Here is a 14,630-nt window from a genome sequence, read left to right on the forward strand (position 1 = left end):
GTATTGGTGAGTGTGTGATAGATTGGCTCTATTGAAAATGGAGTGTAAATACCATGATCGATGCATTGATGCCGGAAGCCTTACAAAGTCTTGCCACCGTCACTCATAGCCACATGATCAAAGCAGCCTTGGCTGCAGACCGGTTGACCCGGCGTTTTCCTGACTGGGATGTCGAGCGTTGGACTCAACTGATTGATCATGCCGAATGGCAGGGACGCAGCACGGTCGCATGCTTGTTGCATGAGACCGTGCGTGCCAGCCAGACCTACTCTGTACAGCAAGCTGAACGCGTTATCGCGCGTCGGTTGTTCCCGCTGGCCTATCGTGCCGGGCGGGATTGGTACGATGCCGAAGGTCTGCATGCCATGATCCATCACTATGCCTCGCGTGCTTCAAACGAACCAGGCTATCTTGGCCATGGCTTTTCCATCTGGTGGTCGTTTGTTGAGGCTGAGCAACAAATCACTGATGAAATACAGCGATTGTGGTTGATGGAACGCTTTGTCGAAATGGCTGCTCAGTCCTTTCCAGGTTTTCCACCTGGCCATCCAGACTGGATTCCCCCTGCTTGGGTGGCACATGGCAACGTCAGCCTGACCAGTGCATGGCAGGTTTGTCTGCAACGCCCTGGTTGGTATGGCCATCATCTGTTGAGTCTGGCAGGTTTGTCGCGAGCGCAGGCGGGCCTCGCTCCCGAACACTGGCAGCGGGCGCTCGAAACATTGGTGGCCAAGGCGCAACGGCAATATCTTGATCCTGCCGACAATGTACTGGTGTTGCCTGATGATATACCTGAGCAGCCTTGGTCGGATGACGAATGGGGCGGGAATCTGCTGGCTTTTTCATTGGCAATGCGCGCCAATATTCATGCTTTGACGCTGGCCGATGCACTGGCAACACTGTGGGATGAGGCGACGTCTATACAGCGATGCGGCTTGCAAGGCGCCATGGCAAGGCTACTGATGGCGGTATGAATTGATAGTTAAATACTATTAACATTATTTTAATAATCAATTTTATAAATATTTCGAAGGGCTTTAGCATTGCGTCATCACGATTCCCGTGCAGTTCGCTCTGAAAGGAAAGCTCATGAAAACCGTTGGCCAAAAAGTAGAAGCTTTTTCCGTTGTTGGTGTGAAACCAGGTTTCAATAACCATGAAGAAAATGGCGTATCGGCATTCGAAACCGTGACGGAAGCCTCGTTCGCCGGTAAATGGAAGATCATTTATTTCTACCCGAAGGATTTCACCTTCGTCTGTCCGACTGAGATTGTTGAATTCAACAAGCTGGCCAAACAATTTGAAGAGCGCGATGCCGTGTTGCTGGGTGGTTCAACTGACAACGAATTCGTCAAACTGGCTTGGCGCCGTGACCACAAGGATTTGGATCGATTGGGTCACTGGCAGTTTGCGGATGTGACTGGTTCGCTGGTGGATCAACTGGGTGTACGTGACGCGGCTGCTGGCGTGGCACTGCGAGCTACTTTCGTGATTGACCCGGACAACGTCATTCAGCACGTATCCGTCAATAACCTGAATGTCGGACGCAATCCGTCAGAAATCCTGCGGATCCTGGATGGTCTGCAAACGGACGAACTGTGCCCGTGCAACCGTCCGGTAGGTGGTGCGACGCTGTAACGTCCGATTTTATACCTGAGTGGTGTCCAGCCTTGTCTGGACACCTGGAGAGCAAAACATGGAATTTCTTGAACCGATCAAAGCTAGGATTCCGGACTTTGCCAAGGATGTCCGACTGAATCTCGATGGTGTCATTCTGCGTTCCAGCTTGACTCCGCAGGATGCAGTGGGTGCGGCATTGGCTGCGGCCTTTGCTGCCAAAAGTGCTGAGCTGGTTGCTGCATTCAAGGCCAGTGGTGTGTTGTCACCCGAAGAAGAACAGGCCGCGTTGAGTGCTGCTGCGGTGATGGGCATGACCAATGTCTATTACAGCTATGTGGATATGGCGAATGACGCCGATCTGAAAACCTTGCCAGCCCAGATTCGCATGAATGTCTACCAGAACCACGGTGGTGTGGACAAGCGGCGCTTTGAATTGTATGCCTTATCGGCTAGTGCTGTAGGTAAGTGTAAGTTCTGTGTGGCATCGCATGCCGATGTGTTGAAGCAGGAAGGAATGAATGCCACGGCCTTGCGCGATATCGGGCGCATTGCCGCAGTCGTGAATGCCGCAGCCCAGGTTCTTGCGTTAACTGCTTGAATTTGGTGATCTCACGCGCCGAAGTCGGCGCGTTTTTTCGTTTTTAAAGTTGCATTTTAAATACAAGTTAAATATCATGACCAGCAGATGACCTGAAAGCTGACCACCATGCAACTGACTCGTTTTACTGATCTTGGCCTGCGCGTGCTGATGTATCTCACATACCGTGATCGAACGGCATTTGTCACGATTGGCGAGATTGCCGAGCAGTTCGAGGTACCGCATAACCACCTGATCAAGGTAGTCAATAAACTGGGTAAGTTAGGTTGGCTGCATGCCACCCGTGGCCGCAATGGTGGGCTCAAGCTGGTGGCAGATCCACAGTATTTGAAGCTGGGAACCATTTTGCGAGAGCTGGAAGGGAGTACCCAACTGATTGATTGCGAATCGCCACCCTGTGCACTGAAGGCGGGTTGTCGCTTGAAATCTGCGCTGGATGTGGGGTTGGAGGCATTCTATCGTGCGATGGACGATGTCCGGTTGGCTGATATTGTGGCAGCGCCAACAGGCGACAAGATTGTGACTCTGCACCACCATTACCTGTCCCTGCATCACTGAGTACCCATGAAAGACATTGCACATCAAATCGGCAAGGCACGCGTGGCGGCAGTTGTCAGCCACTTTTATGCTCAGATCCGTGAACATCCTACCTTGTCGGCGCCATTTGCCGGTGTCCAGGATTGGCAGGAGCACGAAGCCATCTTGACCCACTTCTGGTGGGTGACCCTGGGGGGCGAGCGCTATTTGGACTATGACTATCAGGTTGCACCCAAGCACATGCAGGCGGGTTTTACCCCGGCTTTGCTGGCAGATTGGCTGGCCTTGTTTGCAGCCGTTGTCTGCGCCATGTTGCCAGAAGAATTGGCCAGCCCTTGGCTGGAACGCGCCCGCCGCATTGGGCAATCACTGACATTAATGCATCAATTCACCGTTGCAGAGACCACTTGAAAAGGAGCCCATCATGACCATGAACCATCCCGATGCCTTTTTACCTTTGGCTAATTCCCTGGTGATCGGTGGCGGTGTCGTCACTGTTGCTACAGTCTGGCTGGCCTATGGTGCACCCGCAACCCAATTGCCACTGCCCGCCCAGGTGGCGACCCATATGTTGCTGATGGTTGTGCCTGGTGTGTTCAAGATCGGTTGTGTGATTCGCCTGGCGGCATTGCATGCCAAGCGGGAGCAGCAGGCTGGTGCTGGTTCGTCCATTGCCATCGGTTAAAAGTTGTATTTTATATGTAACTATATGAGGAGTCATTGTGCTGACACCCGAAGCGTTGTCTTTGATTCAAGCCACTGTCCCGGTTTTACGTGAGCAGGGTGAGGCGATTACCCGCCACTTCTATCACCGGATGTTCAACCATCACCCGGAGCTCAAGAATCTGTTCAATATGGGCAATCAGGCTGCAGGCGAACAGCAGCAAGCATTGGCTGGCGCGGTGTATGCCTATGCGGCAAACATCCACAATCCCGCAGCATTGGCCCCAGTGCTGGAGCGCATTGCACACAAACACGTCAGCCTGGGGATCACGCCAGCACAGTATTTGATTGTGGGGCGTCATTTGTTGGCTTCGATTGCCGAAGTACTGGGCAGCGTGGCAACACCCGCCATTCTGGCCGCATGGGATGAGGCCTATTGGCTATTGGCGATGGAGCTGGTCGCTATTGAGGCGAAACTCTATCAGCAGGCAGGTTGGCAGGCCGGCCAAGCTTGGCGGCAGGTGAAAGTGTCCAGAATTGAGCCGGCATCGTGTGATGCGTTGTCCTTTTATCTGCAAGATCCAGCTGGTGCCGACTTGCCTGTGTTCGAGGCCGGGCAGTATCTGAGCGTGGCATTGGATGTCCCAGCAATCGGTTTGCGCCAGATTCGCCAGTACAGTTTTTCTGATGCGCCGGATCATCGTACCTGGCGTATCACTGTGCGCCGAGTGGCACAGACCAATACACCGGCCGGCATGATGTCCAATCTGCTGAATGATACGGTCAAAGTCGGGGATTGGCTGGAGGTCGGCCCACCAGCGGGCGAATTCGTACTTAATCAGGTTTCCGACCACCCCATCATGTTGTTGAGCGCGGGGGTTGGCGTGACACCGATGGTGTCAATGTTGAAACAACTTGTACTCAGTCAGCCACAGCGACAAGTGTTGTTCGGCTTTGCGGGAACGTCAGTTCAGCAATTCCCGCTTTGGCGGGATGTGCGTACCGCTTTTACCGCCTTGCCCAATTCGGACTGCTACCTGTGGTTTGAGGGGGAAAGCGAAATGGATTTGCCGGTCGCACAGGTTTACAGTGGTCGCATGCAGTTGTCTGATGTGGCGGTGCTGCCGCTGGATGCCGACATCTATTTGTGTGGACCGCTGCCTTTCATGCGTACCCAGCGGCAATGGCTATTGGCACATGGCTTCGATCCGTCGCAGATCAGATATGAAGTATTTGGCCCGGATCTGTTGGGTGGTTTGGATTAAGCACGCAATAACAGCACTATTAGAATAAACAAACCCCAGGCTGGTGGCCGGGGTTTGTAATCGATGGTAGATCAAGAATGCGTCATATCCAATGGCACAATCCATTCCTGGTATTGCGTGTCGGTCAGATAACCTAAAGCCAGCGCCGCATCCTTCAGCGTTGTTCCTTCATGATGGGCCTTTTTGGCAATCTGGGCGGCCTTGTCGTAACCAATATGACGGTTCAGTGCAGTCACCAGCATCAGGTTTTTATTCAGATTCTCGCTGATTTTGCCAGTTTCAGGTTCGATGCCCTGTGCGCAGTGTTCGTCAAACGCAGTGACGGCATCGGCGATCAGCTCGATGCTTTCCAGCACGTTATGCACCATGACCGGCTTGAAGACATTCAGCTGGAAATTGCCTTGGCTGCCCGCAAAGGCCACCGCCGCGTCATTCCCGAAGACCTGCACGCACACCATGGTCAGTGCCTCGCATTGGGTGGGGTTGACCTTGCCCGGCATGATGGATGAGCCGGGTTCATTTTCCGGAATGCGTAACTCGCCAATGCCACAGCGTGGGCCACTGGCCAGCCAGCGTACGTCGTTGGCCAGTTTCATCAGCCCGCCTGCCAGCGTGCGAAGGGCGGCAGAGGTATTCACCAACGCATCGTGGGCTGCCAATGCAAAGAACTTGTTGTTGGCAGATCGGAATGGGAAGCCTGTCAGTGCACTGATTTTGGATGCGGTCGTATCGCCGAACCGGGGATGGGCATTCAAGCCGGTACCGACGGCAGTGCCGCCGATCGCCAGGTCATACAGACCAGGTAGCGCGGCGTTTACGGTGTCCAGGCCGAAATCCAGCTGGGCGACCCAGGCGCCGATTTCCTGGCCCAAGGTAATTGGCGTGGCATCCTGCAGATGGGTACGGCCTGTCTTGACCAATGATTCATAAGCTTTAGCCTTGGCAGCCAGCGTGTTACGCAACTGCTTGATGGCCGGCACCAGGCGATGGTGCAACTCTTCTACCACCGCGATATGCATGGCAGTTGGAAAGGTATCGTTGGAGGATTGGCCGCGATTGACATGATCGTTCGGGTGAACAGGGCTTTTGCTGCCCAGCGTGCCGCCTGCCAGCTCAATGGCACGGTTTGAGATTACCTCGTTCGCGTTCATGTTGGATTGTGTACCAGAGCCGGTTTGGAATACGACCAACGGGAAATGGGCATCCAGTTTGCCGGCAATCACCTCATCGGCTGCCTGCACAATCAATTTGGCCTGCTCGGCAGGCAGTTCGCCCAGCTCTGCATTGGCTTCAGCCGCCCCCCGCTTGAGAATGCCCAGCGCACGAATGACTGGCCGTTGCCATTGAAAACGCGCGACCCCAATCGGGAAATGATGAATCGAGCGCTCTGTTTGCGCACCCCAGTAGCGGTCTGATGCAACCTCAATGGCACCCATGGAGTCGGTTTCGATGCGTGTAGAAGACATTCTGCAGTCCTTGCGATGGTCAAAGGTAGAGGAAAACGGCCAATCTTGAGCGGCCCGTTGGCATGGTCGCATAAACTTGGTTATTTGATAATGATTGTTATTATTGATGTGGGTCGCGATATGAGGTGGTCATGGTTCAACTGCCCTGTTGTCAGCATAGTTTGCAAGGTTTGATCTGCCATCATATGTCGGGCTCAATGATCGGTCCGACGATGTACCCAGGCATGCTGGGGGCAAGTCCGATTCTGCCTTGTTTTTTGAAGCAGTCAGCTGCAATACAGTCTACCTGATCTTGAATGTAGATCATGAAGCCACTAAATTGGCACCCAAGATGGCGGTTGTCTGATCGGGTGAATCCAGGTGCTGCAGTTGCAAATGGTTTCATTCTGATAATCGTGCAGAAGAGCCGGATGTAATCAATGACCATATCGTAGGCAAGATCGAGGTGATCCATGAATTTCGTTAAACACGTAGTCTGGGTGATGGCTGGGTTGGCAATGGCTGGCTTGGCCCAGGCGGCGGATGAAGCTTGCACGCGTGCCTTGAACCTGGCACCGGTGTCGATCAAGTTGTTGAGTGCGGCACAGGTGCAGGTAGAACGCGGTGCGATCCCCTTGGTTGGGTTGTTGCGCCAAACCGCTGGCAATCTCCCGGAAGGTGCTGTGCTCCAGTCGTTGAAGGTTGAATCGGCTGTGGTGCGGTTGCAACTGACAACCGTGACTGCGGCCATGGCAGCGCAGCTGAGCTCGGATTTGGCCCAATCATTGGGGTTTCGTCCACGCGCTGAGGTCACTACCGAAACGAACGTGCTACTGCAGGCGAGTTATGCTGATCTGGCATCCGCCTTTGCCTGCCCGGCTGCGACCGCTCGAGCTGTCCACCTGCGTAGTGCAGAAGATCAGTTTGATGCGCTTTATCAACGTGCAGTCAAACGGGATTTGAGCATCAGCCTGTTTCGACCCAAGGCGGTGATGAAGGCCAGCAGTTTCAAGCAAATCAGCCAGTATCCTGTCGAATTTGAAGCCAGTGGCAGTTTGGCTGAATTGGTGAACTGGCTGGATGGTGAGGCCAGGCAGTCTTATGCCGCAGCCATCCACCAATTCGAGCTGACACGGTTGAAAGATGGCCAATATCAGACCCGGTTTGAGTACCGTTTGGCTGGGGAGCCGGTACTGCTGCTGGCGCCCCGCTGATACGTGCTTGATCCGATGCTGTCGGATTTATTGCCAGGCTCTGGCCAAGATCCCGTCAAAATCCACATCGGCAGGCAAGGTGCCGAAATGCTCACCCCATTCGCCACCTAGCCTGGATCGGCAGAATGCATCGGCAATGGCTTCCGGTGCATGTTGCAGCAACAAGCTGCCTTGCAGCGCCAGTGCCAGATCCTGAGTAATGCGGCGAGCGCGGGTTTCCAAGGTGGCAGCATCACGCAGTTGATGTTGCAGCTGACTGAGGAAGCGATCAAAAGCGGGGTGCCGGCCAACTGCCAGTGCCCATTCAGCCTGGAGCACCTCGACGGTTCTGGGTGATTTGCTCAACGCTCGCAATACATCCAGGCACATGATGTTGCCAGAACCTTCCCAGATTGAATTCAGCGGCATTTCACGATAGAGGCGGCCGAGTAGTCCATCTTCGACATAGCCATTGCCGCCCAACACCTCCATCGCCTCGGCAGCGAATTCCGGGCCGCGCTTGCAAACCCAATACTTGGCAGCTGGCGTGGTCAGGCGACGGAATAGGGTCTCCGCTTCATCAGTCTGCGCATCGAAGGCCCGCGCCATGCGAATGCCAAGCGTGACAGCGGCTTCGACTTCCAGTGCCATATCCGCCAGCACATTTTTCATCAATGGCAGGTCGATCAAGCGTTGGCCAAATGTCTTGCGATGGCGTGCATGATGTAAAGCCTGCACCAATGCTTGCCGCATGCCGCCAGCGGTTCCGATCACGCAATCCAGGCGGGTGTAGGTGCCCATCTCCAGTATGGTCGGTATGCCCCGGCCTTCTTCACCAAGCAACAATCCCCAAGCCTGATGAAATTCTACCTCGCTGGACGAATTGGCACGATTGCCCACTTTGTCTTTCAGGCGCTGGATATGAATCGGGTTCTTGCTGCCATCCGGCTGCCAACGTGGTACGAAAAAGCAGCTGAGCCCACCGGCAGCCTGGGCAAGCACCAAATGTGCATCACACATCGGCGCCGAAAAGAACCATTTATGGCCAGTGATCAGGTATTCACCCTGACCGATTGATTGGGCTGTGGTGGTATTGGTCCGAACATCTGATCCCCCTTGTTTTTCCGTCATGCCCATACCAATCAGCCCACCACGTTTTTGAGCGAAGGGTAGATCCCGGGCGTCGTATTCCTTGGAAAACAAGGTGGGTAGCCACGCCTGCACTGCAGCCGGGCCTTTGGCCAAGGCAGGGATGGCGCCATAGGTCATGGTGGTCGGGCATAACGAACCTGCTTCCACCTGTGCCTGCATGACATACGCCACAGCGCGTGCGACATGCGCCCCTGGCTTTGGGTCAGCCCATGGGCCAGTGTGGAGACCACGGTTGGCGATACCTTGCAACAGCTGGTGCCAGCTGGGGTGGAATTCGACTTGATCAATGCGATTGCCGATGCTGTCAAATGGTTTGAAGACCGGCGTGAATTGATTGGCCAGCCGGGCGTGCTCGAATGCCGTGGCTTGCCCTAGCTCGGCGCCCGCCTGAGTCAGCCACGCGTGCGCCCAGCCCGCACCTTCACGTTCGGTTGCCGCCTGCAGGACTGGGTCTGTGGTGAACAGGTTCCAGTCGGTTAGTGGTGGCGTCTGGTTGGTGACTTCATGGGTTTGCCAGTTTTGCATGGAATTGCCTCCTTCGATCAGGTGTCGGTTCGCGGCATGACTCAGTCGGTGTGATAACCGACTGCACGTAAACACAGGGCAACCAGTTCATGGGCCAATGCACCTCGGCTGGCTGCGTCCATTTCAGCCTGATCCGGCGCCAAGGGGCCGACCAGCGCTTCGGCCAGGGCGCCGACCAGGCAAGCTGCCGTCACCGATGTCATCTGGCGGGGTACGTCGCCCTGCTGCACGGCCTCGTCAATCAGTTGCACCAGCACTTGTGCATAGGCTTGTCGCAAGGCCAGTCGTTCAATATCCAAGGTGGCGTCCACCGGTTCTGCAATCAGTGACCAAGCCATGCGGGGTGCTTGCAGCGCACGTTGTGCAAAAACCCGGATCGTGTCGGTCAGACGATCTCGTGCAGGCCCGGACTGAGCCGCGACCTCTGCCATGACCTCGACTTCTCGCATGCTGGCTTGCCGAAAGACTTCTGCGAACAGATCGGCCTTGGCTGGAAAGTGCCGGTACACGGTCCCGGTTGCCACGCCAGCGGCGGCCGCCACATGGCTGATCTGTGTTTCCATGAATCCGCGTTCACTGATCAGTTGTCGTGCAGCATGGACGATGCGAGCACGTGCATCGGCTTTCCTTGCTTCGGTATGAGACGTCGGGCGATAAACCAAGGTATGAATCCGGATTCATTTTTTGAATAAGGCTACGCCTTGGGGTGTCAAGCCGTCAAGATGGTTCAATGAGAACAGGAGGCTGGATCAAGCCATGGCCTTCTTGTGCTGACACCGCCAGCACAACGTATCAACGACACGATGCGATGATCAGGATGGTTTGTCTTTGCATTCCGGTCGACTTTCCACTTCGTCGATCTGCGGGGTCCAATCCTGCGCCAGGCTGCTGGTTTTGCGCGCCACAATGTAATAGCGCTTGCACGGTTCCACTTTCAACTTCAGCAGCCGGGTTTCCGGTACCCGGAAGCCGGCAGCCGGGGCGGTAACCAGCTTCAGGACATGATGACCCGGTTCGATGGGGACTGGGTTCTGGTTCAGCATGGCGGCTTCGCCATCAATGGAGACGAGATGAGTTAGGTAGGTATGCATCGCGGCGCGGTGATAGCGTTCACCATGAATGAAGCTGACCTGATTGGAATAGGTGGCGCAACCACTGGCCAACAAAGATGCGCTGATCACTGTAAGCGATTTCCACATGGTGGCCTCCTGACGAGCGGTACAACATGTGTTGGCAATGCAATGGGTGCTGCGTTGTAGGACGCTTGAAGAAGGCGGCAGTTCGCAAACATTCTGCAAATTTCTGTTTTACTGCATCCAACCACCCGGGTTGTCCGTATTTGAGTGTGCAATCACACAAACTGGTAAGGAGACCCGTCATGAACCGTCAATCTCTTCCTCTGCTCATCTTGTCCGCGTTGGGCATCTTGTCGCAAGTCACGACTGAAGCGGTTGCTTCCAGCCATCGCGAAGCACCGTTCATTACCCGCCATCCCAAAGTGGATGGTACCGATTTATATCTGTTCCGTTCGTATGAACCAGGCCGAAGCGACTATGTCACGCTGATCGCCAATTACAGCCCATTGCAGGATGCATATGGCGGCCCGAATTATTTTCAGATGGACCCGGATGCCCTATATGAAATCCACCTTGACAATGATGGCGACGCGAGAGAAGACCTGAGTTTTCAGTTCCGCTTCCAAAACACTTTGAAGGATCTGCAGCTATCGATAGGTGGCAAGCAGGTGTCTGTACCGTTGATCAATATTGGCGGCATCAACAACGTAAACCCGGATGTGCTGAATGTGCGGGAGACGTTTAGTGTCAACATGGTCAACGGTGATCGCAGGGGCGGGCGGCGCATGGCGGTGACCAATGCTGATACCGGCGCAGCCAGCTTTGACAAGCCAGTGGACAATATTGGCAACAAGTCTATTGCCGATTATGCGGCCTATGCAGCCAAGCACCGCTACAACGTCAATATCCCGGGTTGCAGTAAGCCAGGGCGCATGTTTGTCGGACAGCGCAAGGAAGGCTTTGGGGTCAATCTGGGCGAGATTTTTGACCTGATCAATGTCAAAGCCCCGGCCACGGTATTTGACCCAGGTGCTGAAGATAAGGGGCTGAATACCATTGCAGACAAAAACGTGACGTCGATTGCGCTGGAACTGCCGATTGCTTGCGTGGTGAAAGGCAATGACCCGGTGATCGGCGCCTGGACAACGGCGAGCTTGCGTCAGGGGCGTTTGCTCAACCCAATGCCTGCCAGCGACATCAAATCAGCTTCGCGTGAAGGTGGTGCATGGGTGCAGGTATCACGCCTGGGTATGCCACTGGTCAATGAACTGGTGATCGGCCTGAAGGACAAGGACAAATTCAACAGTAGCAAGCCGAAAGACGATAGCCAGTTTGCCAGCTATGTCACCAATCCGACCTTGCCAGCGTTGGTCGAGGTGTTGTTTGGTGCCGCAGGTGTGCGGGCGCCGACCAACTTGCCGCGTCAAGATCTGGTCACCGCTTTTTTGACAGGGGTACCGGGCCTGAATCAACCCCTGAAGGTGACACCGTCCGACATGCTGCGGCTCAATACCAGCATGGCACCCGTTGCCAGGGGCGCGCAGAAGCGATTGGGCGTGATTGCGGGTGACAATGCCGGGTTCCCGAATGGTCGGCGGCCCGGCGACGATGTGGTGGATATTGAGTTACGTGTGGCCATGGGTCGCCTGTGCACATTGAACTTGGACTGCAAGCCGGCCGATGCACCATCTGGTGCAGTGGATTTCACTGACGGTGCACTGGTCAACGATGGTCAGTTCGACATGACATTCCCCTATCTGACCACTCCGATCCCAGGCTCGCCATTTGTCACTGGCAACGCCAATATCATGGCCGCGAAACGTTGAGGAGGGCTGATCATGTCTCAACAAACATTAGTGCTGATCGGTCTGCTGGCTACGTTATTGGCGGCTTGTGGCGGTGGTGGTGGCGGGGAGGGCACGCCAACGCCCAATCCCGGCCCTGCAACGACAGATGCCTTTACGCAGTCGGTGACCTCAACAGTGGCCAGTGCCCCGGACGATGCCGAACCGGTTGCGATTGATTCGGTCATGCTCAGCCAGCCGGACGACAGGGAACCTGTGGCGATCAACTGATACGTTGGTGACAACTAACTGACACACAGGTTGATGCAGTTGTCAGCCTGTGTGTTCTGGAGATCACAATCATGATGTCGTTATCCAGACCGTGGAGACGGCTGCTTGCTTACCTGATTTGTCTGGGGATGGTGATGTTGACCACCTTATCGCAAGCAGCCAATTTTGTACCGGCAAGTGACGAAATGGTGGTGGAAACGCTGCCGACCAAAACCGATCCGGCCCTACGTGAACTGAAATCGTTGCGTCTGCAGGCAAACCGGTCACCAGAGAACTTGACGCTGGCCTTGCAGGCCGCACAACGCAGTATCGAGCATGCGCGACACAGTGCCGATCCGCGTTTTCTGGGTTATGCCGAAGCGGTGCTGGTACCTTGGTTACGGCAACCTGTAGTACCGATCGATGCGTTGGTGATGCAAGCGGTGATTTTGCAGAGCAGCCATCGCTTTGCTGAGGCCATCAACATGCTGCAAGTTGCATTGAGGCGTGACCCACACCATGCGCAAGGTTGGCTGACGCTGGCCAGTATTCATCAGGTGCGTGGTGAGTTGACGATGGCTCGTCGGGCTTGCCTGAAACTGGTGCCATTGCTGGACAGCGAGGTGGCACTGGACTGTGTGGCCGGTGTGGACGCGATGACCCATCGTGCAGCCGCCAGCTATCGGCGGTTGCAGCTGCGCGTGAATCATCCCGATACGCCAACCTGGTCACGCCCGTGGCAACGGGTTCAGTTGGCAGAGCTGGCAGTACGTCTGGGGCAACCGGACGAGGCCGGCGCCTGGTTTGCACAAGCCATGCAACAAACGCCAGATGGCTATGTGAAGGCCGCCTACACCGATTGGTTGCTAGATCGTCAAGCCTATCAAGCGGTCGTGGAGGCCCTGGGTAACGATAGCCGAGCCGACTCGCTGCTGTTGCGTTTGGCATTGGCGCGGCAGGGCTTGCGGCTGCCGCAGGCCACTCGGGATATCGAGACCTTGGCCAGCCGATTTGCCGCCGCTCGTCTGCGTGGCGATTCTACTCATGCCCGGGAAGCGGCCCGTTTCGAACTGCATTTACGGCGCCAGCCCAAGCTGGCATTGGCCTTGGCTCAACGCAACTGGCAACAGCAAAAGGAACCTGCCGATGCGCGTATCTTGCTGGAATCCGCTCTGGCTGCGGGCCAGTATGAGGCTGCCAGGCCCGTGCTGACTTGGTTGGCGACAACAGGGGTGGAGGATGCCTCGCTGACGCCACTGATCCGCCAATTGAAAAAAGGGATGACATCATGACGCGTATTCAGTGCATTGGACGCTTGCTCATGGCCCTGCTGTGCAGTGCGTGGGTAGCAACGTCTGCGCAAGCTCACAAGGCGAGCGATAGCTATCTGGTACTCCAGGCTGCTGGCAACACGGTGACCGGGCAGTGGGATATCGCCTTGCGTGATCTGGATGAAGTCATGGGGCTGGATGCCGACCAGGATGGGCAATTGACCTGGGGTGAAGTCCAGGCTCGGCACGGCGCCATCGCTGCCTATGCGTTGTCCAGGCTGGTGCTGACTGGCAACGGTCAGGTCTGCCAGTTACAGGCGGGTGGCCAGCAACTGACTCGTCATACCGATGGCACCTATACTGCCCTGCCGATCCGGGCCGATTGCCCGGCCGGCGCAGATACCTTGCGTATTGGCTATCGGCTGCTGTTTGATATTGACCCACAACACCGTGGTCTGGCCAATCTGACCCTTCAGGGAACGGTGCGGTCATTGTTGTTCTCGCCGGGCAACGTTGAACAGCAGATTGATCAACATGGCCTATGGGATACCGTGCTGGCATTCGTCGGCCAGGGGACTTGGCATATTTGGATCGGGTTTGATCACATCCTGTTTCTGTTGTCGCTGTTGTTGCCAGCCGTGCTGGTATGGCGTGATGGCCGTTGGGAAGCAGCGAACAGCCTGCGTGATAGCGTCGTCGATGTGGTACGGATCGTGACTGCCTTTACCGTCGCGCATTCCATCACCTTGTCGCTGGCGACGCTGGGGGTGATTGGTCTGGATAGCCGTTGGGTGGAATCTGCCATTGCGGCTTCGGTGCTGCTGGTGGCCGCAAACAATGTTTATCCGTTCATTCGGGGTAAACGTTGGCTGGTCGCGTTCGGGTTCGGCTTGATCCATGGCTTTGGTTTTGCCGGCGCATTGGCAGCACTTGGGTTGCCGACCACGCAGCTGACGGCTGCGCTGGCCAGCTTCAATATCGGCGTGGAACTGGGCCAGCTGTGTATCGTGCTGGTATTCGTACCCCTTGCGTTTGCTTTGCGGCAGCGTTGGCTCTATCGCCGCTTTGCGGTGTTGGCCGGCTCGTTGGCCATCATGGTGCTGGCCGGTACTTGGTTCATCGAACGGGCATTCGATGTGGCGATTTAACCTGGATATTTCGCAAATTCGCGAGGTGATGGTGCAGGATTTTGATTCATAGGGAGATGTCGTGAAGGAGTCGCGTAGTGGTT

General features: G+C 55.6%; 17 protein-coding genes. 12 read left to right on the top strand and 5 right to left on the bottom strand.

Annotated elements, in window-relative coordinates:
* The first annotated feature begins 53 nt into the window (after positions 1-53).
* The 7 genes from FFS57_RS06165 to FFS57_RS06195 all read left to right on the top strand — a co-directional run bounded on the left by FFS57_RS06165 (position 54) and on the right by FFS57_RS06195 (position 4,683).
* Positions 54-974, top strand: a complete 921-nt coding sequence (locus FFS57_RS06165) for a hypothetical protein (RefSeq protein ID WP_137936891.1) — start codon at positions 54-56, stop codon at positions 972-974.
* Positions 975-1,089: 115 nt separating this feature from the next.
* Positions 1,090-1,638, top strand: a complete 549-nt coding sequence (locus FFS57_RS06170) for a peroxiredoxin (protein ID WP_137936892.1) — start codon at positions 1,090-1,092, stop codon at positions 1,636-1,638.
* Positions 1,639-1,696: 58 nt separating this feature from the next.
* Positions 1,697-2,218 (top strand): carboxymuconolactone decarboxylase family protein, encoded by a 522-nt coding sequence (locus FFS57_RS06175; RefSeq protein WP_137936893.1) that lies wholly within the window; start codon positions 1,697-1,699, stop codon positions 2,216-2,218.
* A 108-nt stretch (positions 2,219-2,326) separates the two neighbouring features.
* Positions 2,327-2,776, top strand: coding sequence for an Rrf2 family transcriptional regulator (locus FFS57_RS06180; RefSeq protein WP_137936894.1), 450 nt, complete (start codon positions 2,327-2,329; stop codon positions 2,774-2,776).
* A 6-nt stretch (positions 2,777-2,782) separates the two neighbouring features.
* Positions 2,783-3,166 (top strand): group III truncated hemoglobin, encoded by a 384-nt coding sequence (locus FFS57_RS06185; protein ID WP_137936895.1) that lies wholly within the window; start codon positions 2,783-2,785, stop codon positions 3,164-3,166.
* 13 nt (positions 3,167-3,179) lie between these two features.
* Positions 3,180-3,440 (top strand): hypothetical protein, encoded by a 261-nt coding sequence (locus FFS57_RS06190; RefSeq protein ID WP_137936896.1) that lies wholly within the window; start codon positions 3,180-3,182, stop codon positions 3,438-3,440.
* A gap of 37 nt (positions 3,441-3,477) precedes the next feature.
* Positions 3,478-4,683, top strand: a complete 1,206-nt coding sequence (locus FFS57_RS06195; RefSeq protein ID WP_137936897.1) for a globin domain-containing protein — start codon at positions 3,478-3,480, stop codon at positions 4,681-4,683.
* Between the two features lie 71 nt (positions 4,684-4,754).
* Here the strand turns inward: FFS57_RS06195 and fumC are convergent, their stop codons facing one another.
* Entirely contained in the window at positions 4,755-6,149 is a 1,395-nt protein-coding gene (gene fumC / locus FFS57_RS06200; protein ID WP_137936898.1) for a class II fumarate hydratase, read from the bottom strand.
* Positions 6,150-6,330: 181 nt separating this feature from the next.
* Entirely contained in the window at positions 6,331-6,603 is a 273-nt protein-coding gene (locus FFS57_RS06205; RefSeq protein WP_137936899.1) for a hypothetical protein, read from the bottom strand.
* Between FFS57_RS06205 and FFS57_RS06210 the strand changes: the two genes are divergently transcribed.
* A complete protein-coding gene (locus FFS57_RS06210) occupies positions 6,602-7,342 on the top strand; it encodes a hypothetical protein (protein ID WP_137936900.1) in 741 nt (246 codons plus the stop codon). The two genes, FFS57_RS06205 and FFS57_RS06210, sit on opposite strands and share 2 nt — an antisense overlap.
* 27 nt (positions 7,343-7,369) lie before the next feature.
* On the opposite strand, the gene FFS57_RS06215 is transcribed toward FFS57_RS06210, so the two are convergent.
* The 3 genes from FFS57_RS06215 to FFS57_RS06225 all read right to left on the bottom strand — a co-directional run bounded on the left by FFS57_RS06215 (position 7,370) and on the right by FFS57_RS06225 (position 10,197).
* A complete protein-coding gene (locus tag FFS57_RS06215; RefSeq protein ID WP_137936901.1) occupies positions 7,370-8,998 on the bottom strand; it encodes an isovaleryl-CoA dehydrogenase in 1,629 nt (542 codons plus the stop codon).
* Positions 8,999-9,039: 41 nt separating this feature from the next.
* Positions 9,040-9,660 (bottom strand): TetR/AcrR family transcriptional regulator, encoded by a 621-nt coding sequence (locus FFS57_RS06220; RefSeq protein ID WP_137936902.1) that lies wholly within the window; start codon positions 9,658-9,660, stop codon positions 9,040-9,042.
* Between the two features lie 150 nt (positions 9,661-9,810).
* Positions 9,811-10,197: a hypothetical protein gene (locus tag FFS57_RS06225; protein WP_137936903.1), complete on the bottom strand. Its 387-nt coding sequence runs from the start codon at positions 10,195-10,197 to the stop codon at positions 9,811-9,813.
* A gap of 179 nt (positions 10,198-10,376) precedes the next feature.
* On the opposite strand from FFS57_RS06225, the gene FFS57_RS06230 reads away from it, so the two are divergent.
* From FFS57_RS06230 to FFS57_RS06245, 4 genes are all read left to right on the top strand, one after another.
* Positions 10,377-11,900: a DUF4331 domain-containing protein gene (locus FFS57_RS06230; RefSeq protein WP_137936904.1), complete on the top strand. Its 1,524-nt coding sequence runs from the start codon at positions 10,377-10,379 to the stop codon at positions 11,898-11,900.
* Positions 11,901-11,912: 12 nt separating this feature from the next.
* Positions 11,913-12,149: a hypothetical protein gene (locus tag FFS57_RS25580; RefSeq protein WP_212749158.1), complete on the top strand. Its 237-nt coding sequence runs from the start codon at positions 11,913-11,915 to the stop codon at positions 12,147-12,149.
* Between the two features lie 71 nt (positions 12,150-12,220).
* Positions 12,221-13,420, top strand: a complete 1,200-nt coding sequence (locus FFS57_RS06240; protein WP_137936905.1) for a tetratricopeptide repeat protein — start codon at positions 12,221-12,223, stop codon at positions 13,418-13,420.
* The gene (locus tag FFS57_RS06245) at positions 13,417-14,547 is read left to right on the top strand and encodes a HupE/UreJ family protein (protein WP_137936906.1); all 1,131 of its coding nucleotides are present in this window, start codon (positions 13,417-13,419) and stop codon (positions 14,545-14,547) included. Before FFS57_RS06240 ends, FFS57_RS06245 begins: the two co-directional genes overlap by 4 nt.
* Positions 14,548-14,630 lie beyond the last annotated feature (83 nt).

It is taken from the genome of Chitinivorax sp. B (assembly GCF_005503445.1).
Classification (GTDB): domain Bacteria; phylum Pseudomonadota; class Gammaproteobacteria; order Burkholderiales; family SCOH01; genus Chitinivorax.